A 23,036-nucleotide genomic window follows, 5' to 3' on the forward strand; every position below is an offset into this window, starting at 1 on the left:
GCCGCCGCATGCCGGACAGCCCCGTCCCCCTGACCCTCGATCTGGCGCGGGCGCTGGCCCGGTCCTGCGCCTCCGGCCTGCCGGAACCGGTTGCCGGGCGCGCCCGGATCGCCTTTCTGGATACGCTGGCCGTGATCGCGGCCGGACTGCACGATCCGGCCGTCCGCGCGCTGGCGGCAACGCTGGACAGCCGCACCGCGCGGGATCGGGCGCTTGTTCTGGGCACCGCCGCCCATGCGCTGGACTACGATGACGTGGCTTTCGGCGGCCATGTCAGCGCGGTGATCGTTCCGGCCATTCTGGCGCTGCTGCCGGATCTGCCGGAAGACACGCCCTCGGCCGCAGTGCTTTTGGCCTATGCCGCGGGCTTCGAGGCCTGGGCCGAGGTGGCGTCGAGGGAAACCACGCTCTACCACGCCAAGGGGGGCCATCCCACCGGGCTTCTGGGTCCCATCGGCGCGGCGGCGGCGGCGGCCAGCCTGTTGCGGCTGCCGCCGGAGGCCCAGGCCCATGCGCTCGGAATCGCGGCCTCGCTCGGGGCCGGGCTGACGGTCAGTTTCGGCACGATGACAAAGCCGTTCCACGCCGGCCGCGCGGCCGAAGCCGGGGTCCTCGCCGCGCGTCTGGCCCGCAACGGCATGACGGCGGCCCCGGATGCGCTGGAGGCGGCCAACGGCTTTCTTCGGGTCCATTCGCCCAAAGGCGACGTCGACCTGACGCGGCCGGTGTCTCTGCAGGGCGGATCGTTCCGGCTGGACAGCGTCGCGCCCAGCGTGAAGCGGTATCCCGTCTGCTATGCCGCCCACCGGGCCGTCGATGCCGCCCTGTCTCTGCATGACGCAGGCGGCTTTGACGCCGCTGGTCTGGAACGGATCGAGGTCCTGATCAGCCCGCGCCATTCCGGCACGCTGCGCTATCCGATGCCCCAGTCGGTGACCGAGGCCCGCTTCAGCCTTGAATTCGCCGTCTGCACGGCGCTGCTGACCGGCCAGGTCGGGCTGCGGCAACTGACCGGAGACTGGCTCATCGACCCCCGGCTGCGCCGGTTGATGGCGCTGTGCCGGCGCCAGCTGTCCGCCCAGCCCGACCCCGCGCTGGAAGGCTTTGCCGCCTTCGATCAGGTGACGGTTTACCCACCCGGCGCGCCCCCGGTCCACAGCCCGCCCGTCACCCGCGCGCTTGGCCATACCGACCGGCCGATGAGCCCCGCCGGGATCGAGGCCAAGCTGACCGATTGCTTCAGTCTGGCCCGCGGCCTGCCGCCTGCCGCCACGGTGCGCGATGTGATCGCGGATCTGGGCGCGCCCGAGGGCAACACCGCCGCGCTGGCCGATCTCGCACGAAACCTCTTCACGACGGCGCTGGCGTCCCCGCCGCGCTGAGCCTGCCCGCGCCTTCGCGCGGAACGTCCCACAAAAGGAAACATCCCCATGTCACGCACGACGCAGCTGGTCGAATTCGTCCTCGACAGCAGCTATGAACAGCTGGATCCCGCGGTCATCGTCCTGGCCAAGAAGCACTTCCTGGACTGCGTCGGCTCTGCCCTGGCCGAAGCCGCGCATCCGCGGTCGCGGATCGTGCAGAACTACCTCGGACGGGTGGGCGCCGACGGCCCGTGCCGTGTCATCGGTTACGGGCGCAAGGCCACCATCGACAACGCGGCCTTCGCCAATGGCGTTCTGGCCCATACCATCAGCTTCGATGACAGCGGCCCGTCGCATCCCTCGGTGACCATCGTGCCGCCCCTGCTGGCCATGGGCGAGATGTATCGTCTGGACGGCAAGGCGATCCTGACCGCGCAGGTTCTGGCCTATGACGTGTTCCAGCGGCTGAATGCCGTGACCGAGGATGCATGGGAAATGCGCAAGCGGGGCTGGCATCCGACCGGCTTCTTCGGGGCCGTCGCGTCGGCCATCCTGTCGGCAAAGCTGATGAAGCTGACGCTGGATGAAAGCGTGAACGCCATCGCCATTGCGGCCACGATGGGGGGCGGGCTCAGCCAGAACATCGGCAGCATGGGTATGGGGCTGCATGCCGGCAACGCCAGCCGGAACGGCATCATCGCGGCGCATCTGTCGAAAGAGGGGTTCCGGGCCGACGCCGATCCGCTGGAAGGGCGGTTCGGCCTGATGGACGCCCTGTGCGGGCCCGGCACCTATGAGACACATGCCCTGACCGACGGTCTGGGCACGCCGTTCCGGCTGCTGGAGCCGGGGATCACCATCAAGCCCTATCCCAACTGCTGGGCCCATCACAAGGTTCTGGACTCGGTCCTTCACCTCCGGATGACCCACGATATCCGGGCCGATCAGGTGGCCCGCGTCGAGGTCGACCTTCAATCGGACAAGCCGACCTATCGCTATCTCGCCCCCAAGACCGATCTGGAGGCGCGCTACAGCCTGGGTTACGGCATCGCGCTTTGCCTGCTGGACGGCACGCTGGGGCTGGACCAGTTCGCCGATGACCGGATCGGCGACGCCCGCACGACCGACATGCTGGCACGCATCCACCACGTGCCGCAGGCCCCGGGGCCGGCGCAGAACGAGGTGGCGATCGTGCTGAACGACGGGCGCCGCCTGACCCACCGGGTCGAATATTCCAAGGGCCATCCCCGCTTCAACCCGATGTCGGACGAGGAGGTGCAGGCGAAGTTCACCGGCTGCGCGACGCGCCTTCTGCCCGAGGCGCAGGCCGCCCGCGCCGCAAGCCTGATCAACGACCTGGAAGAGGTTTCCGATCTGGCATTGGTGATGGATGCCCTTGTGATGCCCTCAGCGACGTAGGGGCAAAAATTCCGGGGTCGCCGGCGCGGCGACCCCGGCTGAACCTGCGTCGAAAGCGCCGCCCCCGAACCGGATGCGCGGCGCCGGCCGCGCCATCCCACACAGCCGGGCAGGCCGGGATCAGGCCAGCGCGTCGCGGATGTGGCGCCGGTAGCCGTCATTCGTTTCCAGCCGATCACGATATGCCGCCAGCGCGGGCAGCGGCATGGCGCTTTCGGGCAGCCGGAACCAGCGGCATACCGAGGGCGACAGCGCAATGTCGGCGACCGACAGCGTCTCGCCCGCCAGATAGGGCTGCCCGGCCAGCGCGTGATCGAGGACTTGCACCCCCCGGATGACCGCGGCCAGATCCGCCTCCGTCTCTGCCTTGCCCGCGGCGCGCGCCTTGCGGAGCCGGGTCAGCGGCGGGGTCAGCGAAATGGCCGACCAGTCCATCCAGCGGTCGCCCCCGCTGCGGCCGGCCGCATCCTCGGGCCAGAGGGCATTCGGCGCGCGGCCGGCAAGATAGCGCAGCACGGCATTCGATTCCCAGACGATGGTGTCGCCGTCCCGGACCACGGGAACCTTGCCGAAGGGGTTCATCGCCAGAAACGCCGCGGTGTCGGTGGCGCCGAAGCCGGTCCCGGTCGGCACCAGCTCGTAGCGTTCCCCCAGCTCGTCCAGCAGCCAGAACACCTTGGCGCTGTTCGAGGAATTGTGTCGTCCGTAGACCGTCAGCATCGCATCATGCTCCGTTTTCCGCCGGTTGTGCCATTCGCGGGGCCACCGGCGTTTCCGGCCCCGGACGCAGGAACGCGTCGTAGATCCCGGCCGCCGCCTCGCCCGGCCGGGCCCCGGCACAGTCGCGGGTCCGGCAGTGGCCCGCCGCGACGCGCCGGCAGGCGGTCAGTGCTTCAGGATCTGGTCCAGAAACGCGCGGGTGCGGTGCTCGCGCGGGTTGCCGAAGAATTCCTCGGGCGGGGCCGCCTCGACCTTGCGGCCGTCCGCCATGAAGACGACCTTGTCGGCCACCGTGCGCGCAAAGCCCATCTCGTGGGTGACCACGATCATGGTCATGCCGCTTTCGGCCAGCTCGATCATCGTGTCCAGCACCTCCTTGATCATTTCGGGATCGAGGGCCGAGGTCGGCTCGTCGAACAGCATGATCTCGGGTTCCATGCACAGGCTGCGGGCGATGGCCACGCGCTGCTGCTGGCCGCCGGACAGCTGAAGCGGATATTTCTGCGCCTGTTCCGGGATGCGCACCTTGTGCAGGAAATGCATCGCAAGCTCTTCGGCCGCGGCCTTCTTCATGTGCCGGGTCAGCATCGGGCCAAGCGTCAGGTTCTCGAGCACGGTCAGATGCGGGAACAGGTTGAAGTTCTGGAAGACCATGCCGATGTTGCGGCGGATCTTCTCGATGTTCTTCACGTTGTCGCTCAGTTCCAGACCGTTGACGACGATCTGGCCCGACTGGTGCACCTCCAGACGGTTGATGCAGCGGATCAGCGTCGATTTGCCCGAGCCGGACGGGCCGCAGACGACGACGCGTTCGCCCTTGCCGACGTCAAGGTCGACCTCGTGCAGGACCTGAAACTGGCCGAACCATTTCGAGACGTCCCTCATCTGGATGACCGGCGCGCCGGTCGGTTCGATCTGTGCGGAATGGGTCATGGTGATCTCCGGAAGGGGCCTAGATCCGGCCCGAAGCGATCCACTTCTCCACCTGGCGCGCATAGCGCGAGAGGGCGTAGCCGAAGAAGAGGTAGACGGCGGCGACAAAGAGGTAGGCCTCGATATAGAACCTGCGCCAGAGCGGGTCCTGCATCACGGCGGTGGTCGCCGTCAGGATGTCGAACAACCCGATGATGATGACGAAGGAGGTGTTCTTCATCGCGGCGATGATGTGGTTCGTGATGGCGGGCAGGCTGATGCGCAGGGCCTGCGGCAGGATGATCCGCCGGGTGGTCTGCCAGTAGGTCAGGCTCAGCGAGGTGGCCGCCTCGTACTGGCCGCGCGGAATGGCCTGCAGCCCGCCCCGGATCACCTCGGCCTGGTAGCAGGCGAAGAAGATCGCGATGCCGACGGTGATCCGCAGCAGCTTGTTCACCTCCACGCCGGCGGGCAGGAACAGCGGAAAGACGTTCACCGCGACGAAGAGGATGGTGATCAGCGGCACGCCCCGCAGCGACTCGATGAACACGACCGACACGCCGCGCGCCACCGGCAGCGGGGCGCGGCGGCCCAGGGCCAGCAGGACGGCGACCGGCATGCCGATCAGCACCGTTCCGGTGAACAGCAGCATCGTCAGCGGCAGCCCTCCCCACTCCGACGTCGGCACATAAGGCAGACCGAAGACCCCGCCGAACATCAGGATGCCGATGGACAGCACCGCCCCGGTCCACAGCGGCACCAGAAACCGCAGGTTCCAGCAGCGCGGCCAGAGCGACAGGACCACGGTCGCCAGATAGATCGCCATCATCAGGACGAGGCGCCAGTGTTCGTCATATGGGTAAAGACCGAACAGCATCGGGCGATGCTTTTCGACGACGACGGCCCAGCAGGCGCCCGTCGCGGCACGGCAGACATCGGGATCGGTCGTGTAGAACACCGCGTTGAAGACGCCCCAGTCCAGCACGAACCACAGGATCCGCAGCAGGACCGCGGCCACCGCCAGCGTCAGCAGGCTTTGCCCGACGGACCGGAACAGGTTGGCCTTCAGCCAGACCCCCACCGGGGTCCGGGCATCGGGATCGTAGGCGGGCACCGGCACGACGGCCTCGCGCCGGACAACCTCAATCGGGGCAAGCGTCATGGCTCAGCGCTCCTTGATCGCGACGAGGCGGTTGTAGAAATTCATCGCCAGCGATGTGACCAGACTGATGGCCAGAAAGACCGTCATCATCACCGCAATCGCCTCGACCGCCTGTCCGGTCTGGTTCATCACCGTGTTGCCGATGTTCACCAGGTCCGGATAACCGATCACCACGGCGATCGAGCTGTTCTTGATCAGGCTGACATACTGGCTGGTCAGCGGCGGCACGATCACCCGCAGCGCCTGCGGCAGCACCACATAGCGCAGGATGAACCGCGGGCGCAGCGCGATGGACCGGGCCGCTTCGACCTGGCCCCGGGGCGTCGCCTGGATGCCGGCGCGCACGATCTCGGCGATGAAGCCCGAGGAGTAGAGCGCGATCCCCGCCATCAGTGCCACGAATTCGGGGCTGATCGTGGCGCCGCCGGTGAAGTTGAAGCCCTGGCGTTCGGGAAAACTCAGCTCATGCGGCGCGCCGAAGCCCAGCCAGACCAGCACGGGCGGCCCGAGGATCAGGCCGATGCAGGGCCAGAGCATGTCGACATAGCGCCCCGTCGCCTCGCGGTGGCGCCGGGCCATCCGCGCGGCCACGCTGGCCGCCGCGATCCCGGCGGCAAAGGCCGCCAGCATCCAGACATGCGCCGGATGCGCCGCCGGCAGCAGGAAGGTCAGGCCCCGGTTGGACAGGAAGCCAAGGCCCCACAGATCCAGCGCCTGACGGGGCGCGGGCAGGTTGCGGATCACCGCCGCCCAGAAGATCACCTGAAGGATCACCGGGATGTTGCGGACGATCTCGACATAGGTCAGGGCGATCCGCTGCAGCAGCCAGTTGGTGGATACCCGCATGATGCCCACGGCAAAGCCGATGACCGTCGCCACGACGATCCCCGCGGCCGAGACGGACAGCGTGTTCATCAGCCCGACCAGCAGCGCCCGGCCATAGCTGTCGCGCGAGGAATAGTCGATCAGCCGCTCGCCGATCTCGAACTGGGAGACCTCGTCCAGAAATCCGAAACCGGTGGCGATGTTCTGGCGGCCGAGGTTCTCGACGACATTTTGGTACAGGTAGAGGCCCAGCAGCACGACACCGGCCGCCAGCGCGACCTGATAGAGGGCGGTGCGGAAGCTTTCGCTGTAGAGAAGGTCCTTCGGGCGGCGCGTCGGCGGTTTCCCGAGGCGGCCCGGGGTAGCATCTGTCATGAGTCGTTCCCGGCAATGACGAAGGCAGCATGCGCTCCGCACCGCCCTGCAGGCGGCGCGAAGGAAGTGGACGGGACCGACAGGCGTCAGTGCATCGGGAAGCCGTACAGCAGGCCGCCGTCGGTCCACAGGGTATTCTGGCCGCGCTCCAGCGCCACGGGGCTCTCGGGTCCGAAATGCCGGGTGTAGATGTCCTCGTAGTTCCCGACCTGTTCGACGATGGCATGGACCCAGTCGTTGTCGACGCCCAGCTTGCTGCCATTGTCGCCGATGACGCCCAGCAGGGTCTGGATGTCCGGATCTTCCGACGACATCATCTCTTCGACATTCGCCTGCGAGACCCCCAGCTCCTCGGCGTTGAAGGTGGCGTAGGTCACCCATTTGACCAGATCGTACCACTGATCGTCACCCTGCCGCACCGCCATGGCCAGCGGCTCTTTCGAGTAGATGCCGGACAGGATCATGTGGTCGTCGGGCGTCTCGGTATCGAACGCCGCCACGCCGGGCAGCGCCGCCTTGTCCTTGGTCAACGCGTCGCAGCGGCCGGTGACATAGGCATCGACCAGCTGCTTGTTGTTCTCGATCACCACGGGGGTATAGGTCAGCCCGCGGGCAGCGAAGACCTGGGCGACATTGCGTTCGGTGGTCGACCCGGGGGCCATGCAGATTGCCGCGCCGTCGAGATCCTCGATCTTTTCGATGCCGTCGGCCTTGCGGACCAGAAAGCCCGTGCCGGTGTAGAAGATCGGCGGCGCGAAGTTCAGGCCCAGGGCCGTGTCGCGGCCCAGCGTCGCGGTAACGTTGCGGGCCAGCACATCCACCTCGCCCGACTGGATCGCCGGAAAGCGCTGCTGGGACGACAGCGCGACGAAGCGCACCTTCGAGGCATCGCCGAAGACGGCGGCAGCGATGGCGCGGCAGTAATCCACCTCGAAACCGCTCCAGTTGCCCTGGCTGTCCGGCGCGGCAAAACCGTGGCGCGCCGGGTGCACGCCGCAGAGCAGTTCGCCCCGCGCCTTCACCGCCGCCAGCGTATCGCCGGAATCCGCCCGCGCCTCCGGCGCTCCCGCCACGCCCAGCATCAGCGTTGCCGCTGCGCCAAGACCGGCCAGTTTGATCGCGTTCATTGCTGTTTCTCCCTGTTCTGAGGCTTGTCCAACCATCCGGTTGACGCCCGATGAACTATTGTATACATATGTTCTTATATAAATGCAACAGCAAACTGGTCCAGCAAGGAAGCCGGGAATGAAGACGCAGACTCTGGGGCTCGAAACGAGATTGACCCATGCCGGGCGCCGTCCGGCCGACCACTCTGGCGCCGTGAACACGCCGGTGTACCGGGCCTCGACCATCCTCTTTCCCGATCTGGCCGCGCTGGAGGCGAAGGAGAGCGCCCGGCTGCGCTATGCCCGCCGGGGCACCCCGACCACGCATGCGCTGGAAAATGCGGTCTGCGAGCTGGAACAGGCCGATCATGCGCTGGTCGCCCCCTCGGGCGTCAGCGCGATCAGCGTGGTGCTGATGAGCTTTGCCGAACCGGGCGCGCATCTGCTGATGTCGGACAGCGCCTATGGCCCGGCCCGCAAGTTCTGCGACACCATGCTGCGCAAGTTCGGCGTCGAGACGACCTATTACGACCCCTGCATCGGCGCCGGGATCGAGGCGCTGATCCGGCCCGAGACCCGCCTGATCTGGATGGAATCGCCGGGATCCCAGACCTTCGAGGTGCAGGACGTCACCGCGATCACCGAAGTGGCCCGGCGGCGTGGCGTGGCGACGGCGATCGACAACACATGGAGCGGCGGGTATTTCTGCCAGCCCATTTCGCAGGGTGCCGACATCTCGGTTCAGGCCGGCACCAAATACATCTCGGGCCATTCCGACCTGATGCTGGGGACCATCGCCTGCCGCGCGGACCAGTATGACCGGCTGCGCGAAACCTATCTGCGCTTCGGGCTCTGCATCGGCGGCGACGATGCGTTCCTCGCCCTGCGCGGGCTGCGCACGCTGCCCATCCGCATGGCACAGCATCACGCCAGCGGCCTGAGCGTGGCGAACTGGTTGCTGCAGCAGCCCGAGGTGCGGCGGGTGATCCATCCGGCCCTGCCGGGCGACCCCGGCTACGCGCAGTGGCAGCGCCACTTTTCGGGCGCCTCGGGCCTGTTCGGCTTCGTGATGACCCGGACCGACCGGCCGGCCCTGGGCCGCATGTTCGACGGGCTGCGCCTGTTCGGCATGGGATCGAGTTGGGGCGGGTTCGAAAGCCTGCTGGTGCCGTCGAACCCCGCGGCCTATCGCACCGCGACCGAATGGAACCCCGGCGGCCAGACGGTGCGGATACATGTCGGCCTCGAGAACCCCGAAGACCTGATCGACGACCTGCGCCAGGGTTTCGACCGCCTGGTCGCCTGACCCGCCCGCGGCTGTCGCGGCGGCGCAGGCATCCGGTGCCGCGGCCTATCCGTCCGTCGGCGTGCGAAGGGCGGTTACGCTGTCCGCCGCGATCCCTGCCCCGCCTTCCAGCACCAGCGTCACCGCGCCGTCCCGGATCTGCGCCTCTTGCACCGTGGCATAGGCCGGGACCGCCGCGGTACCGATCACGCTGTCGCCGTCATGGCTGACCAGCGCAAAGCTGTAGGTCCCCGGCGCCAGCGTTCCGCCCGTGCCGTCGGCCCCGGCCCAGACCGTCTGGCCGCTGGCGGCGGGCACCGGCAGTTCGGCGACGGTCCGGCCCGCGCCGTCCTGCACGGCCAGCACCGCCGAGGTTGCACCCGCCTCGGGCGCCAGGTCGAGGGTGATCGCGGTGCTGCCGTCGAACCAGACCGGTTGCGTCGTCTGCACCTCCATCCCCACCCAGCCGGCCAGATCGGCGACGTCAGACCGGCTGGCAGAAGCCACCAGCTGTTCCAGCAGCGCGTTGGTCTGCACCTGCTGCTCGACCCCGGAAAAGGTCGCAAGCTGTTCGGCGAAATCGGTCGAATCGACGGGATTGGTGGGGTCCTGGTTCTTCAGCTGTTCCGTCAGCAGCTGCAGAAAGGTTTGAAAGTCGCTGTCGATCAGCGTCGCCGCGGTCGAGGACGCCGCCGTCGTGGCCGCGCCTGTCGACGATGCGGCACCAGATGTCGTGCTGCCGGCGAAATCGGTAACGGGCATGTGGGCTCCTGTCTTGGGGCGGCATCACAGCCGCAGGTCGAGCGCCGATCCGGCCGGGCGGTCCATGGCGGCGGTGGCGGGCGGGGTCGCGGCTGTCCCGGGCCGGACGCCCGGGCCGTCGGGCGCCGTTCGGGGCAGCGGCCCCGCCGGCGGATCGCGCGGATGGCGCTGGTCCTGCGCGAAGCTGAAGGACAGTTCCGCATAACCCAGCGACTGAAGTTCGCGCGCGAGCCCGTCGATGTTGCGTCGCAAAAGATCCAGCGTCTCCGGCCGTTCGGCGGCGACGGAGAGCGTCATCCCCCCGTCGACCGGCGTCAGCGTCAGCCTCAGCCGGCCCAGTTCCTCGGGGGCGAGGGTCAGTTCGACGGGTCGGTCCGGGCCGGTCGCAAGATGGTCCGCCACCTGCCGCAGCACTGCCGGTTCGTCCGGCGCGGCCGGAAGCGCGGCAAATGGAGCGGGCGGCGGCGCGGCGGCAGGGCGCGGCGGGTCAGTGCCGGGGGCGGCTGCGATCTTCGCCGGCTGCATGTCGGCCCGCTGCATGTCGGCCCCTTGCAAGTCGGCCGGCGCGGACGGCGGCGCGGTCAGGGCTGTGCCGCCGGCCGCGGGCGCCTCGGTCCGGGGCGGACCTGGAGTCGCCTCTGCCGGCTCGCCGCGCGCCGCCGGAACGGCAGCGGGCTGGATCGGCGGAGCATGGTCGGGCGGCGCGGCCCCGGCATGTTCGAGCGAAGCCACTGTGACAAAGGCCGCGGCCGAAGGCGCGCTTTGCTGAGCCAAGGGCCAGAGGCTGTCGACTGCCGACAGCGACGGCATCGGCGCGGTCGATATGGGGTCGCGACGGGCGGCCGCGACATCGGCCAATGCCACGATGGCTGCCGCCCGGGCCGGGTCTCCGATGCCGGTCGCCGTCTCCCGCGGCGGTCCGGCTAAGACTTGCCCGGGCGCAGCGACCGGACGCACATCCGCGGCCTGTGCATCCGCCGGCGCCGCGTTCGGTGACGGCACCTCGACCATGGCCGGCCCCACCTTCACCGGCGCCGGCGGGGCGATGGAATGACCCTTGGACCCTGTGGCCAGCTGGACCGAGCGAACCTTCTCCGTCGCCGGGAGGCCGCCGGCCGTGCGATCGCCCCCCCGCACCAGCAAAGGCTCGGTCGGGTCCGAAGCCGCCGCAGGGTCATGCATCGCCTGCGGCGGCTTGGCGGCCCGGGCGGGCACCGGCGCGGCATCACGGGCAGCCTGCGGCGAACGGGGCGTCATGTTCGCCTCGAAGCGGTCCGGGACCGCCATTGCGCCGCGCGCCACCTTGAGTGGCGCGCCTGACTCCTGGCCCGATCCCTCCTGCTGCGAAACGCCCGAAGACATCCCGGCGCCCGCCGGAACCTCTGGTCCAACCGGCTGACCATCTCGGGCGGAGGCCGGGACCGGCGACGACCGGACAGGGCGCGTCCCAGCCGATGGGTCCGACGCGGCAGCATATGCCGCCCCCCGCGCCGCTGCCATAACGGTCCGGTCCGCGCGAGGCCCGGCCTCCACGCCAGTTGCGGCGGGTGCAGCGCGCATCGGCACCACGATGTTCCATGGCGTGACCGCCGGTGGCGGCGCCGGGTCGTCCTCCAGACGCTCCGGCCGGAAAGGTCCCGCTTCCGCGCCGCCGTCCGGCGCGGGTGGGGCCTCCGCGCCTCGGTCTGGCGCTGCGGGAGGGGCCGGCGCATCCTGTCTCGTCCCGGCCGCGGACCACAGCGACGCCGCGTCCGGAGCCGGTGCTGCCAAGGCGCCCTTCGCCGCAGGAGGGGGCGCCGAGGTTGCGGCAGCCGGAACAGCGGGTCCGGCCGGCACCGGAACGCTCGGATCGGCCGCCGGGCCAGCCGGGACCATCGGCGCCGACAGCAGGAGGGCCGGAGGCGCGCCCACAGCAGGCGCGTCGCCTCGCATTGCGACCGCCCCCCCGGCCGGCACAAGGCCCGACGCCGCCCAGACGGCGCGCGCGAACTCCCCCACCGGAACCGGACCGCCCGCGGCGGCGCCCGGCGCCGCGAATGACGGAAGGCCGGGTGCCGCGAGCTGTGGCGGCGCGATCGGGGGCAGGCAGGGGCAGGGATCAGGGGGCATCCGCATCGGACCTCTCGCATTCGGGGGCCAGATTGCCGAGCCACGGTTACCCGATCTTTACCGCCGGCAGGACAGGATCGCGAAACTTCGAAGGATCGGACCATGACTCCCCTGCCCGTTGCCCCGCCCCCCTCCCTTCCGCCCCCGGATGCGGACCGCAGGCTGCGCGCCGCCGCCGAGGCGCTGGAAGCCGTCTTCCTGTCCGAGATTCTGGGCGCCGCCGGTTTCGGCGCCGCGCGCGACATGCTGGGCGGCGGATCGGGCGAGGCGCAGTTCGCCTCGCTCTGGCGCGACGAACAGGCCCGGGCGCTGGTCCGGCACGGCGGCATCGGGCTGGCCGAGTCGATCTTCAACGCCCTCAAGACCCACACCAACGTGACAAAGGCTGACCCATGACGGAACTCGAGACGATCGAACGCCTGCGCGCCCTCATCGAGATGGAGGAGGGCGCGCTGGCCGCCCGTGACCTGCGCCGCCTCGCCGCGCTCGCCCCCGAGGCGGAGGCCGTGCTTGCGCAGATCGACCGGGCGCTGCCCGCGGCGGACCCGGCATCGCTCCGCACCCTGCGCGCGCGGGCGGAAAGCAACCGCCGCCGGCTCGGGGCGGTGCTGAAGGGGCTGCGCGGCGCCCTGCGCCGAGTGCAGTCGATCCGCCGCGCGGGCGACAGCCTGCAGGCCTACGACGCCTTCGGCCGGCCGGCGGAGATCGGGCGGAACGGCGGCACCCTGGTCCGGACCTGAACCGGCAGCCGGCATTTGCGTCAAATCCGGCGCAAAGCGCCGCCGCGCTTAGCGAAGGCTTAGAACTTGGGGCCGATGGTCGGACCTGCATCCCGGAACGGGGCGGCGCGCAACCTGCGCGCCTTGGTCAGAATGGCACAATCGCCGCGTGTCGCGGCCCGTGCAACCCGGCGCAAAGCGCCGCCCATCAAGGACGACCCCATGTCGAGCATCCTCACGAACAACGGCGCGATGGTCGCGCTGCAGACCCTGAAGGCCATCAATTCCGATCTCGAAAAGACCCAGTCGGAAATCTCCACCGGCAAGACCGTCGCCAGCGCCAAGGACAACGCAGCGGTCTGGTCGATCTCGAAGGTGATGGAATCGGATGTCGCCGGGTTCCAGGCAATCTCGGACAGCCTCGCGCTCGGCGAATCCACCGTCGCCGTGGCGCGCCAGGCGGCCGAGTCGATCACCGACCTGCTGACCGAGATGAAGAAGACGATCGTCGCGGGGCAGGAAGAGAATGTCGACCGCGCCACGCTGCAGACGGATGTCGAGGCGCTGATCGACCAGATCGAATCCGTGATCTCGGCCGCTCAGTTCAACGGGCTGAACCTCGTGGACGGCTCGGCGTCGGGTGCCACGATCCTGTCGTCGCTGGACCGCGACAGCAGCGGCGATGTCAGCGCCTCCACCATCACCGTCGGCGCGCAAAACCTGTCGACCGGCGACTATACGGCGAACGACGTCTTCGCCTCCTCGACCAATGGCACCATCTCGAACGCGGCCGACACCTTCGTGCTCAGCCTCGACGCCGCCGGCGGCACCGACACGATCGAGCTGCAGGACGGCACCAACGCCTGGGCGGCCGGGGACAAGATCACCCTGCAGATCGGCGGCGAGTCGGTATCCTACACCCTGACCGAAGATGACGTGCTGGATGCGGATGGCGACAGTTCGCCCGACAGCTCGATCCCCGATGTCATCGCGCTCGGCCTGAAGAACGCCATCGACGCGCTCGACATCGACGGGCTCAGCGTCTCTTACGACAGCGGCACGCCCGGCACGCTGAGCTTCACCAACGACGGAACCGTCGACCTGACCGTCAGCGGCCAGTACACCAACGCGGACTCGGGCGGGCTCGGCGCCCTCGCCTCGATCGACGTCTCGACTGAAGCCGGCGCGACCGCCGCGCTGTCCACGATCGAGACGCTGATCGACACCGCCACCGCCGCCGCCTCGGCCTTCGGTTCGGTCGAAGGTCGGATCGAGACCCAGGCCGATTTCGTTTCGAAGCTGACCGACGCGATGAAGTCGGGCATCGGCTCGCTCGTCGATGCCGACATGGAGGAAGCCTCGGCGCGCCTGCAGGCCCTGCAGACCCAGCAACAGCTGGGCATCCAGGCGCTGTCGATCGCCAACCAGCAGCCGCAGAACATCCTCGCGCTGTTCCAGTGACGCCGGCCGGGGGCGGGCCACCCGCCCCCGCGCTGACGGCCGTTCCGGCCGCCGCGTCATGAACGAAATCCCAGTCTGCGGAAGGACCAAACGTGAACGCCATTCATCTGGCGCAGTCGGCCTATGGCAGCCCGGCTTCGCCGCTGCGCACCCCGCGCAGCGTGGAATACGACCTCTTCGCCCGGATCACCCAGCGGCTCCGGTCCGCGCATCAGCAGGGCCGGCCGGGGTTTTCGGCCCTAGCGCGCGCGCTTCACGACAACCGCCGCCTGTGGACGACGCTGGCCGCCGACCTTGCCCGGCCGGATAATGGCCTGCCGGCGACGCTGCGGGCGCGGCTTCTGTACCTCGCGCAGTTCACCCTGTCGCATTCGTCGAAGGTGCTGGCGGGCGAGGCCAGTGCCGAGGTTCTGGTCGACGTGAACACCGCGGTGATGGGCGGGCTGCGCGGCACCGTGGCGGATGCCGGGGAGGATCCCGTCGCGGATCCCGGGGCGGGCGACCCGGCGCTTCCCGCAGCCGCGCCCGGCGGGGCGGCCCGATGAGCGGGCTCGTCCTCAAGCTCGGCCCGCATGAACGGGTGCTGATCAACGGCGCCGTCATCGAGAATGGCGAACGCCGCTCGCGCCTGGCCATCATGACGCCGAACGCCCATATCCTGCGCCTGCGCGACGCGATCCATCCCGAGGAGGTGACGACCCCGGTCCGCCGCGTCTGCTATGTGGCGCAGCTGGTGCTGTCGGGCGATGCGGAACCCGCCGCGGCCCGGATGCAGCTGTTGCGCGGGATCGAGCAGCTCAGCCAGGTGCTGACCGATCCCGACAGCCGCGCGCATCTGACGGCCGCCACCGCCGCCGTGATCGAGGAACAGCCCTATCAGGCGCTCAAGGCACTGCGCAGCCTTTTGCCCCGGGAGGAGCGGCTGATGGCCGCGATGCGCCCATGATCCTCGGCGGAACCTATTCCGTGGTCCTGCCCGCGGGCGGCTTTGCCGGTTGGACCTACCTGAACCGGACGATGGAGGCACAGAAGACCGCCTTTGCCGGCCAGCCGACGGTGGCCCGGGACGTGGCGCATTTCCGCGACCAGATCGCCACGGCGCGGACGGCGGCCGATCTGGTGGCGGACCGGCGGCTTCTGACCGTGGCGCTCGGCGCCTTCGGGCTGCAGGACGACATCGGCAACCGCCATTTCATCGAGACGGTCCTCGACGAGGGCACGCTCGACGAAAAGGCGCTGGCGAACCGGCTGTCGGACAAGAGTTATCTGGAGCTGTCCTCGGCCTTCGGCTTCGGCGATTTCGCGACGCCGCGCACGGTCCTGTCCGGTTTTCCGGACGAGATCACCGCCGCCTATCTGGAACGGCAGTTCGAGGTGGCGGTGGGGGAGGCCGATCCCGGGCTGCGGCTGGCGCTGAACGCGCAGCGCGCCTTGCCCGAACTGGCCGCCGAGGATGCGAGCGCCGATACGAAATGGTTCCGGGTGCTGGGATCCGCCCCGCTGCGCAGCCTGTTCGAAACCGCCTTCGGCCTGCCCTCCGACAGTTTCGGCGGGCTCGACCTCGACCAGCAGCTGGCGGTGATGAAGGATCGCGCCGGCCCGGTCCTCGGCAGCGACGATCTGGCGGTGCTGGCCGATCCGGAACGGCTCGACCGGCTGATCCGGACCTACCTCGCCCGGGCCGAGATCGCGGGAACCGCGACCGCCACATCCGGGGCCAGCGCCGCGCTGACCCTGTTGGGGAGCGGCGGCAGCGCCGGCACAATCCTCGGCCTGCTCTACGCCTGACCTTCCGCCCCGCCGGGCCGATCGATCCCCTGCGCGGGGGCGAGGCAGGCCCGGAGCCGCTCGAACGCCGCGTCGATGCCCGCCGCCGGCTCGCCCAGAAAGGCATCGAGCGCCGGCCAGACCCGGATCGCGGCATCGACCAGCGGGTCCGCGCCCGGCAGGTGCAACCCGGCCCGGATCGCCATCTCGGCCCTCTCATAGGCGCCGAGCAGCTGCCGCGCCCGGCCGATGGCGCCATTCTCCGCCGCCGTCGCGGCCTGAGGCAAGGCGCGCGACACCGACCGCAGCAGGTCGATCGCCGGAAACCTGCCGCGTTCGGCAATCGCGCGGTCCAGCACGACATGCCCGTCGAGCGTGCCGCGCAGGATGTCGGCCACCGGCTCGTCCATGTCCGCCGCAGCGACCAGCACCGAAAATATGCCGGTGATGTCGCCGCCGGCCGCGGCGCCCGGCCCCGCCCGTTCCGCCAGCGCCATGATCCGCTGCGCGACCGAGGGCGGATGCCCCCGCAGGCTCGCCACCTCGCCCCCGGCCAGCGCCACCTCGCGATGCGCCTCGGCAAAGCGGGTGACGCTGTCGGCGAGGAACAGCACCTGCGCGCCCTCATCGCGGAACCATTCGGCGACGGTCATCGCCGCCAGCGCGCAGCGCCGCCGCAGCAGCGGCGATTCATCCGAGGTGGCGGCCACCACCACCGACCGCGACAGCCGGTCGGGACCCAGCACATCCTCGACGAAATCGCGCAGCTCGCGCCCCCGCTCGCCGATCAGCGCCACCACCACCACATCCGCGGCGACGCCCCGCGCCAGCTGCCCCAGCAGCGTCGACTTGCCGACGCCCGACCCGGCGAACAGGCCGATCCGCTGCCCGCGGACCAGCGGCAGCAGGCTGTCGAAGGCCGCGAGGCCCGTGGGCAGCCGGTCCCCCAGCCGGCGGCGCAGCGCGGCGGGCGGCGGCGGCCGGTCGAGCGGCAGGCCGGCCGCGCCGCGCGGCAGCGGACGCCCGTCCAGCGGCAGCCCCCGCGCGCTGACGATCCGCCCGAGCCAGCCGCGGCAGGGATAGAGCAGCGGCGGCCCCGCCAGATCCACCCGGTCGCCGAGCGCGATCCCCTCGAGGCTGCCCGCCACCAGCGCCGTGGAGCCCTGTGGCGAAAGCCCGATCACCTCGCCCTCGGAAGGGCGGGCCGACCGGATGTGCAAAAGATCGCCCACCGCCGCCACGGTCTCGATCCCCGCGACGGTCAGGGTGCCGCGCCCGACCGCGACGACCCGGCCGATCGCATGCACCGCCCGTACCGCCGCGACGCCGTCGCACAAGGCTGCCAATCGCTCCATTTCCGCTTCGATCCCTCTCTGTTCCCGAAAGGTTTTCTAAATGAGTCGCGGTTAAGCCGAGGTTGAACGCATTGGAGGAGAAGCCCCGATGTTCCAGCAACCCGAAGTCCTGCGGATGGCGCAGGGGATGGCCGTCCATGCCGCGGCCCGCCAGCAGGCCATTGCCGCCAATATCGCCAATGCCGACACGCCCGGCTACCGCGCCCGCGACCTCGCCCCCTTCGCCGACAGCCTCGACCGGCCGGACCAGACGCTGACGGCGACCCGCGCGGGTCACCTCATGCAGCCCGACGAGGCCCGGGGTCCCGCCTTCCCGGCCGAGGATCGCGGCACCGCGGCGGCGCCCAATGGCAACACCGTGGCGATCGAGGTCGAGATGGCCGCCGCCGTCGATGCCAGGCGGCAGCACGATCAGGCACTGGCGATCTACCGCGCCTCGCTGACGCTGCTGCGCAGCGCGCTCGGCAAGGGGTGAGGCGCGCGATGGCCGGCTTCACCGATACGCTCGCCCTCGCCGCCAGCGGCATGGCCGCCCAGTCGCAGCGCCTGCAGCACCTGACCGAGAACATCGCCAATGCCGACACCCCCGGCTACCGGCGCAAGACCGTGAGCTTCGAGCCCGAGATGCAGGCCGGCCGGCCCACGGGACGGGTGGTGGCAGGCGAGGTGACGCTCGATCCCGCGCCGCTGGAACGGGTCTACGACCCCGCCCACCCGCTGGCCGATGCCGAGGGCTATCACGACGGGTCGAATGTCGATCTGGTCATCGAGATCGCCGATGCCCGCGAGGCCCAGCGCAGCTACGAGGCCAACCTGCGCATGTTCGACCAGACCCGTGACATGTCGGCAGCGCTGCTGGACCTGCTGCGCCGCTGACCGATGCCCCATGCGCGCGGCCTGACCGCGCCCGCAAGCAAGGAGATCCAGAATGGATGCCAAGACGATGCTCGCCGCCCAAGGCTATGCCACTGCCCGGCCGCTGACCGCGACGACGCAGATGGCCGAGGTCCCGGCCGCCGGCCTGTCTGCCGAGGCGCCCTCGCCGGCCGGGTCGCTGGCCGGGATGGCCCAGGATTTCGCCGCCACCCTGCGGCATGGCGAGGACACGGCGCTGGCCGCGATGGCAGGCCGCGCCGACCCGCATGCGCTGGTGCAGGCGCTGGCCCAGACGGAGCTTGCGGTCGAAACCGCCGTGACGCTGCGCAACAAGGTGGTCGAGGCCTATCAGGAAATCCTGAGGATGCCGGTGTGACCATGGCCCCGCACCGGATGCCCGGCCCCCCGCGGCCATTGCCCGGCCGGCCCCTGCCCGACCGCCGCTTGTCGAACCGGCGCACGTCGAACCGGCCGCTGCCCGACCTGGCCGCGCCCGGCCAACCCTGCAGCGCGGGGGGCCGACCATGACCGAGGCGCTGTTCTTCGACACGCTGCGTGAGGCGTTGCGCGTGGCCCTGGTCCTCGCCGCGCCGCTCCTCGCCGTCGCGCTGGCGGCGGGCCTGACGGTCGGCCTGTTCCAGGCGCTGACCTCGGTGCAGGAGATGACCCTGACCTTCGTCCCCAAGATCGGGCTGATGCTCGCCGTCTTCTGGGTCTCGATGTCCTTCATGTCGGACAGCCTGACGGCGTTCTTCCGCGACCGGCTGCTGGCCCTGATCGCGGGGGTGTAGATGGACAGTGCCGTCTATGTGGCGCTCGCCCGGCAATCGGGGCTGATGCGCGAATTGCAGGGCGTGGCGAACAACATCGCCAATGCCGGCACCACCGGCTTCCGGCGCGAGGCGGTGATCTTCGCCGAACATGTCAGCGCCGCCGGCAGCGGCGCGCCCTCGCTCTCCATCGCCCATGCCCATGGACGGGGGATCGACCTGACGCAGGGCGCGCTGACGCAGACGGATGCCGCCTATGACTTCGCCATCGAGGGCGAGGGCTTCTTCCAGGTCGAAACGTCCGAGGGGCCGGCGCTGACGCGGGCGGGCCGCTTCACGCCGAACGCGGCCGGTGAACTGGCCACGGCGGAGGGGCATCGCCTGCTCGACGAGGCGGGCGGGCCGGTCTTCGTGCCGGCGGGCCAGCGGCCGCATCTTGCCCCGGACGGGACGCTGTCGGTCGAGGGCCGGCCGATCGGCCGCATCGGCCTGTGGCAGCCGGCCCAGCCGGGCGACCTGCGCCACCGCGCCGGAACGCTCTTCTCCGCCGAGGGCGCAATCCAGCCGCAGGAGGGGGCTACCATCCTGCAGGGATTTCTGGAGTCGTCGAATGTCGACCCGATCATCGAGACCGCGCGGATGATCGAGGTCGGCCGCGCCTATGAACTCGGGCAAAGCCTGCTCGACGGCGAGGACCGGCGGATCCGCGACACGATCAGCACAATGATGGAATAGACCATGCGAGCCTTGCAGATCGCCGCCACCGGCATGAGTGCCCAGCAGATGCGCGTCGAGGTGATTTCGAACAACCTCGCCAACATGTCGACCACCGGCTACAATGCCCGCCGCGCCGAATTCGCGGACCTGCACTATCAGCAGGCCTCCCGGCCCGGCAGCATCACCGCCGCCGACGGCACCGAACTGCCCGCCGGGGTGCAGCTGGGGCTGGGGGTCCGGCCCGCCGCCGTCTCTGTCGACATGGCGCAGGGCGCGTTGTCGCAGACGGGGGGCGATCTCGACCTCGCGATCGAAGGCGCGGGCTATCTGGAGGTGGCGCTGCCCTCCGGCACCTCTGCCTATACGCGCGATGGCGGGCTGAAACGTTCGGCCGACGGGGCCGTCGTCACCTCCGACGGCTATCAGCTGCAACCCGGCCTCACCATCCCCGAGGATGCGGTGACGCTCGCCATCACCGCGGCCGGAGAGGTCTATGCCTATTTCACCGAAACGGTGGAGCCTGAACTTCTGGGCCAGATCACCCTCGCGGGCTTCAGCAACGAGAAGGGGCTGGAGGCAATCGGCTCCAACCTGTTCCTCGAGACCACCGCCTCGGGTCCGGCCTTCGTCGGTGCCCCGGGTGAGGAGGGACTGGGCACGCTGCGGCAGGGCTATCTCGAACAAAGCTCCGTCGATGCGGTGCGGGAGATTACCGAACTGATCGAGGCGCAGCGCGGCTACGAGCTGAACGCCAAGGTCATTTCCGCCGCCGACCGGATGCTGGCTGCGACCACGGAGGCCAGCTGATGCGCGAAACGCTGCTCCTGACCCTCGGACTGCTGCTGCTGATCCTCTCGGGCCGGGCCGGAACCGCCGAGGAGGTGCTGGTCGCCGCGCGCAACCTGCCCGCGGCCCATGTGCTGGAGGAGACGGATCTTACCCGCGCGCCCGCCCCGCGCGCAGGGGGCCCGTTCCTGACCGATCCGGCCGCCGCGATCGGGCAGGAGACGACGCAGGCGATCTATGCCGGCCGGCCGCTGCGGCCCGCCGAGCTGGCGCCGCCGGCGCTGGTCGAACGCAACCAGCGGGTGACGCTGGTCTGGCGCAGCGGCGGCCTCACCCTCCGCACCGAAGGCCGCGCGCTCGGCCGCGGCCGCGCCGGCGACAGCCTGAGCGCGCTCAACGCCCAATCCCGCGTCACCGTGACCGGCACCGTCGCGCCAGACGGCACGCTTCTGGTCGCGACCGCGCCCTGACATCCCAGACCCGGAGGCCATCTTGACCGCCTGCCCCTTCCCGCGTGCCCGCCGCAGCGCCCCGTACCGCCCCGCCTGCCGCCCCGCCCCCGCCCCTCCCGCGCGCGCCCGCCCGCCCCGTCCGCTCGCCCGCGGCGCGATCCTGCTGGCGCTGGCGGCGCTGGCCGCCTGCGGCCGGCTGCAGGAGGTGGGCCGGACGCCCGATTTCACCCCGGTGGAGGGCGGCGAGGAATTCTACGCCATGTCGGGCGAGGTGCTGCCCGCCACCAACAGCCCCTGGCTGCCGGCGGGGCAGGCCTCGCTGTGGTCGGGCAACCGAGAATCCCTGCTCGGCGACCGCCGGGCGATGCGCCGCGGCGACATCCTGACCGTCGTGATCGAGATCGACGACCAGGCGCAGATTTCCAACTCCACCGGCCGCAGCCGCCAGGCCTCGGAAAACATGGGCATTCCCGGCTTCTTCGGCCTGCCGCAGCGGGCCGATGCCGAACTTCTCTACGAGGGGTCGAGCTTGGCCGAGGCCGTCGATGCCGACAGCAGCTCCAGCTTCGAGGGCGAGGGCTCCGTCAGCCGGCAGGAACGGCTGACCCTGCGCGTCGCCGCGACGATCACCGACCGGATGCCGAACGGCGTGCTGCGGATCCAAGGCAGCCAGGAGGTGCGGGTGAACAACGAGATCCGCGAACTGCTGGTGGCGGGCTTCGTGCGGCCCGAGGACATCACCCGCCAGAACGAGATCGGCTATGACAAGATCGCCGGCGCCCGCATCTCCTACGGCGGGCGCGGCCAGATCACCGATGTGCAGCAACCGCGCTATGGACAGCAGGTCGCCGACATCCTGCTGCCGATGTGACCGCGATGCGCAAGCTGATCCTGCCGGCGATCCTCGGGCTTGCGGGTCTCGGCGCCGGCATCGGCGCCGGGCTGATGGTTCCCGCCGCGGCGCCCGAAGGCGCCGGGCCCGAAGCGACGGGCGCGGGCGGGGCCAATGCGGGCGGTGAAATGACCCATGGCGCGGCGGATGCGGCCGCCCCTCCGGCACCGGACAGCGGCCATGGGGCGCCCACCGCCGCTGCCACTACCGCATCGGGCCATGCGGGGGCCGCCCAGGACGGGAATGCCCATGGGAACGGTCACGGGACGGGCCATGGCGCGGCGGAGGGCGGCACCGAATTCGTCAAGCTCGGCAACCAGTTCGTGATCCCGGTCGTCGAGGACGGCCGGATCGCGGCGATGGTGATCCTGTCGCTGACCCTCGAAATGGCGGAGGGAACGGGCGCCGCGGCCTATGAGCGGGAACCGAAACTGCGCGATGCCTTCCTGCAGGTTCTGTTCGAACATGCCAATGCCGGCGGCTTCCGCGGCGCCTTTACCGACGCCGCGAATCTCGTGGTCCTGCGCCGGTCGCTGCTGGCCGCGGCGCGGCAGGATCTGGGCGAAGCGGTGCGGGACGTCCTGATCACCGACCTCGCCCGGCAGGACGGCTGAGGCGCGGGCCCCGGCAAGCGGCCCCCGCCGTCGCGCCTGCCCCGGCAGGGTCGGACCGCCGGTCCGGTCGGGCTGCGACCGGCCCGTTGCGCGCTCTGTCCGATAGCCGGGCGACGGCCTGCGGCAAGACCGGAGACGCCGGCCGCGGGACCGAGGCGGCGGACCTGTCCCGAGGGCCCCCGGCACCGAAGCTGTCGAGCCTCGGGATGACCCGGCCGGCCGGAGGCGCGGGCATCGTGAGGACGCCGCTGCGAGCCAGGCCGAACCGTCCATCCGCCTGCTGCGGCCTCGACGTCCGGCCGGTCCTTCGGGGTCCGGTGCGGCGCGATGATCCGCGGGCGCGATGATAGGTCCGGCCGGGCGACCCGCCGCCGCGCCGGCGCCACCCGCCGGTCGCGGTCCTACTCCAGCCGTGCCTCCGCCTCCCGCGCCAGCCCGTGCCGCCGCGCCCGATGGTCCTGCCGGGACAGTTCCGCCAGCGCCTGCGCCCGGCCGAAGGCCTGCCGTGCCGCCGCCGCCGCCCGCTCTTCCGCCGCGAGCGCCTCCGCCAGCCCCGCGGCCGCGGCCCGGCGCCGCGCCTGAAGCCAG

At 70.4% G+C, this 23,036-nt stretch carries 27 protein-coding genes; 18 read left to right on the forward strand and 9 right to left on the reverse strand.

Annotated features, from left to right (window positions below):
- The first annotated feature begins 8 nt into the window (after window positions 1–8).
- On the forward strand, window positions 9–1,382 hold the full coding sequence (locus EEY80_RS17860) for an MmgE/PrpD family protein (protein ID WP_126978897.1): 1,374 nt from the start codon (window positions 9–11) through the stop codon (window positions 1,380–1,382).
- 48 nt (window positions 1,383–1,430) lie between these two features.
- A complete protein-coding gene (locus EEY80_RS17865) occupies window positions 1,431–2,783 on the forward strand; it encodes an MmgE/PrpD family protein (RefSeq protein WP_126978899.1) in 1,353 nt (450 codons plus the stop codon).
- Between the two features lie 120 nt (window positions 2,784–2,903).
- Here the strand turns inward: EEY80_RS17865 and EEY80_RS17870 are convergent, their stop codons facing one another.
- From EEY80_RS17870 to EEY80_RS17890, 5 genes are all read right to left on the reverse strand, one after another.
- The gene (locus tag EEY80_RS17870) at window positions 2,904–3,503 is read right to left on the reverse strand and encodes a glutathione S-transferase family protein (protein ID WP_126978901.1); all 600 of its coding nucleotides are present in this window, start codon (window positions 3,501–3,503) and stop codon (window positions 2,904–2,906) included.
- Window positions 3,504–3,668: 165 nt separating this feature from the next.
- On the reverse strand, window positions 3,669–4,436 hold the full coding sequence (locus EEY80_RS17875; RefSeq protein ID WP_126978903.1) for an amino acid ABC transporter ATP-binding protein: 768 nt from the start codon (window positions 4,434–4,436) through the stop codon (window positions 3,669–3,671).
- A 19-nt stretch (window positions 4,437–4,455) separates the two neighbouring features.
- Window positions 4,456–5,577 (reverse strand): amino acid ABC transporter permease, encoded by a 1,122-nt coding sequence (locus EEY80_RS17880; protein WP_126978905.1) that lies wholly within the window; start codon window positions 5,575–5,577, stop codon window positions 4,456–4,458.
- Between the two features lie 3 nt (window positions 5,578–5,580).
- The gene (locus EEY80_RS17885) at window positions 5,581–6,777 is read right to left on the reverse strand and encodes an amino acid ABC transporter permease (RefSeq protein ID WP_126978907.1); all 1,197 of its coding nucleotides are present in this window, start codon (window positions 6,775–6,777) and stop codon (window positions 5,581–5,583) included.
- Window positions 6,778–6,863: 86 nt separating this feature from the next.
- Entirely contained in the window at window positions 6,864–7,904 is a 1,041-nt protein-coding gene (locus EEY80_RS17890) for an amino acid ABC transporter substrate-binding protein (RefSeq protein WP_126978909.1), read from the reverse strand.
- Between the two features lie 118 nt (window positions 7,905–8,022).
- Between EEY80_RS17890 and metC the strand changes: the two genes are divergently transcribed.
- Window positions 8,023–9,189 (forward strand): cystathionine beta-lyase, encoded by a 1,167-nt coding sequence (gene metC, locus EEY80_RS17895; protein WP_126978911.1) that lies wholly within the window; start codon window positions 8,023–8,025, stop codon window positions 9,187–9,189.
- 45 nt (window positions 9,190–9,234) lie between these two features.
- Here metC and EEY80_RS17900 read toward each other — a convergent pair whose 3' ends face one another.
- Together EEY80_RS17900 and fliK are read right to left on the reverse strand one after the other, a co-directional pair.
- Window positions 9,235–9,930, reverse strand: coding sequence for a flagellar hook capping FlgD N-terminal domain-containing protein (locus EEY80_RS17900; protein WP_126978913.1), 696 nt, complete (start codon window positions 9,928–9,930; stop codon window positions 9,235–9,237).
- Between the two features lie 24 nt (window positions 9,931–9,954).
- Window positions 9,955–10,470 carry a flagellar hook-length control protein FliK gene (gene fliK / locus EEY80_RS20530; RefSeq protein WP_164738308.1) on the reverse strand — a complete coding sequence of 172 codons (516 nt, stop codon included), beginning with the start codon at window positions 10,468–10,470 and terminating at the stop codon, window positions 9,955–9,957.
- A 1,671-nt stretch (window positions 10,471–12,141) separates the two neighbouring features.
- Here fliK and EEY80_RS17910 point away from each other — a divergent pair.
- The 6 genes from EEY80_RS17910 to EEY80_RS17935 all read left to right on the forward strand — a co-directional run bounded on the left by EEY80_RS17910 (window position 12,142) and on the right by EEY80_RS17935 (window position 16,007).
- Window positions 12,142–12,435, forward strand: coding sequence for a rod-binding protein (locus tag EEY80_RS17910; protein WP_126978917.1), 294 nt, complete (start codon window positions 12,142–12,144; stop codon window positions 12,433–12,435).
- Window positions 12,432–12,779 (forward strand): hypothetical protein, encoded by a 348-nt coding sequence (locus tag EEY80_RS17915; protein WP_126978919.1) that lies wholly within the window; start codon window positions 12,432–12,434, stop codon window positions 12,777–12,779. The genes EEY80_RS17910 and EEY80_RS17915 overlap by 4 nt, the downstream gene beginning before the upstream one ends.
- A 201-nt stretch (window positions 12,780–12,980) precedes the next feature.
- Window positions 12,981–14,219: a flagellin gene (locus EEY80_RS17920; protein WP_126978921.1), complete on the forward strand. Its 1,239-nt coding sequence runs from the start codon at window positions 12,981–12,983 to the stop codon at window positions 14,217–14,219.
- A 92-nt stretch (window positions 14,220–14,311) separates the two neighbouring features.
- The gene (gene flaF, locus EEY80_RS17925) at window positions 14,312–14,764 is read left to right on the forward strand and encodes a flagellar biosynthesis regulator FlaF (protein ID WP_126978923.1); all 453 of its coding nucleotides are present in this window, start codon (window positions 14,312–14,314) and stop codon (window positions 14,762–14,764) included.
- Window positions 14,761–15,165 (forward strand): flagellar biosynthesis repressor FlbT, encoded by a 405-nt coding sequence (gene flbT / locus EEY80_RS17930; RefSeq protein ID WP_126978925.1) that lies wholly within the window; start codon window positions 14,761–14,763, stop codon window positions 15,163–15,165. The genes flaF and flbT overlap by 4 nt, the downstream gene beginning before the upstream one ends.
- On the forward strand, window positions 15,162–16,007 hold the full coding sequence (locus EEY80_RS17935; RefSeq protein ID WP_126978927.1) for a DUF1217 domain-containing protein: 846 nt from the start codon (window positions 15,162–15,164) through the stop codon (window positions 16,005–16,007). The genes flbT and EEY80_RS17935 overlap by 4 nt, the downstream gene beginning before the upstream one ends.
- On the opposite strand, the gene EEY80_RS17940 is transcribed toward EEY80_RS17935, so the two are convergent.
- Window positions 15,998–17,341 (reverse strand): FliI/YscN family ATPase, encoded by a 1,344-nt coding sequence (locus EEY80_RS17940; protein ID WP_126978929.1) that lies wholly within the window; start codon window positions 17,339–17,341, stop codon window positions 15,998–16,000. The genes EEY80_RS17935 and EEY80_RS17940 overlap by 10 nt on opposite strands.
- Before the next feature lie 88 nt (window positions 17,342–17,429).
- Between EEY80_RS17940 and EEY80_RS17945 the strand changes: the two genes are divergently transcribed.
- From EEY80_RS17945 to EEY80_RS17985, 9 genes are all read left to right on the forward strand, one after another.
- Complete coding sequence (locus EEY80_RS17945; protein ID WP_126978931.1) at window positions 17,430–17,816, forward strand: FlgB family protein; 387 nt, start codon at window positions 17,430–17,432, stop codon at window positions 17,814–17,816.
- Window positions 17,817–17,824: 8 nt separating this feature from the next.
- Window positions 17,825–18,217 carry a flagellar basal body rod protein FlgC gene (gene flgC / locus EEY80_RS17950; RefSeq protein WP_126978933.1) on the forward strand — a complete coding sequence of 131 codons (393 nt, stop codon included), beginning with the start codon at window positions 17,825–17,827 and terminating at the stop codon, window positions 18,215–18,217.
- A 52-nt stretch (window positions 18,218–18,269) separates the two neighbouring features.
- Window positions 18,270–18,593, forward strand: coding sequence for a flagellar hook-basal body complex protein FliE (gene fliE / locus EEY80_RS17955; RefSeq protein ID WP_126978935.1), 324 nt, complete (start codon window positions 18,270–18,272; stop codon window positions 18,591–18,593).
- Window positions 18,594–18,741: 148 nt separating this feature from the next.
- Window positions 18,742–19,008, forward strand: a complete 267-nt coding sequence (locus EEY80_RS17960) for a flagellar biosynthetic protein FliQ (RefSeq protein ID WP_126978937.1) — start codon at window positions 18,742–18,744, stop codon at window positions 19,006–19,008.
- Window positions 19,009–19,722, forward strand: coding sequence for a flagellar hook-basal body complex protein (locus tag EEY80_RS17965; protein ID WP_126978939.1), 714 nt, complete (start codon window positions 19,009–19,011; stop codon window positions 19,720–19,722).
- A gap of 3 nt (window positions 19,723–19,725) precedes the next feature.
- Entirely contained in the window at window positions 19,726–20,511 is a 786-nt protein-coding gene (flgG, locus tag EEY80_RS17970; RefSeq protein ID WP_126978941.1) for a flagellar basal-body rod protein FlgG, read from the forward strand.
- Entirely contained in the window at window positions 20,511–20,960 is a 450-nt protein-coding gene (flgA, locus tag EEY80_RS17975; RefSeq protein WP_126978943.1) for a flagellar basal body P-ring formation chaperone FlgA, read from the forward strand. The genes flgG and flgA overlap by 1 nt, the downstream gene beginning before the upstream one ends.
- A gap of 139 nt (window positions 20,961–21,099) precedes the next feature.
- Window positions 21,100–21,813 carry a flagellar basal body L-ring protein FlgH gene (flgH, locus tag EEY80_RS17980; RefSeq protein WP_126978951.1) on the forward strand — a complete coding sequence of 238 codons (714 nt, stop codon included), beginning with the start codon at window positions 21,100–21,102 and terminating at the stop codon, window positions 21,811–21,813.
- A 5-nt stretch (window positions 21,814–21,818) separates the two neighbouring features.
- Window positions 21,819–22,448 carry a flagellar basal body-associated FliL family protein gene (locus tag EEY80_RS17985; RefSeq protein ID WP_126978945.1) on the forward strand — a complete coding sequence of 210 codons (630 nt, stop codon included), beginning with the start codon at window positions 21,819–21,821 and terminating at the stop codon, window positions 22,446–22,448.
- A 401-nt stretch (window positions 22,449–22,849) separates the two neighbouring features.
- Here EEY80_RS17985 and EEY80_RS20210 read toward each other — a convergent pair.
- Window positions 22,850–23,036 (reverse strand): hypothetical protein (locus EEY80_RS20210; protein ID WP_205749152.1); only part of this gene is annotated, 187 nt, incomplete at its 5' end.

It is taken from the genome of Frigidibacter oleivorans (assembly GCF_003993775.1).
Taxonomy (GTDB): domain Bacteria; phylum Pseudomonadota; class Alphaproteobacteria; order Rhodobacterales; family Rhodobacteraceae; genus Frigidibacter; species Frigidibacter oleivorans.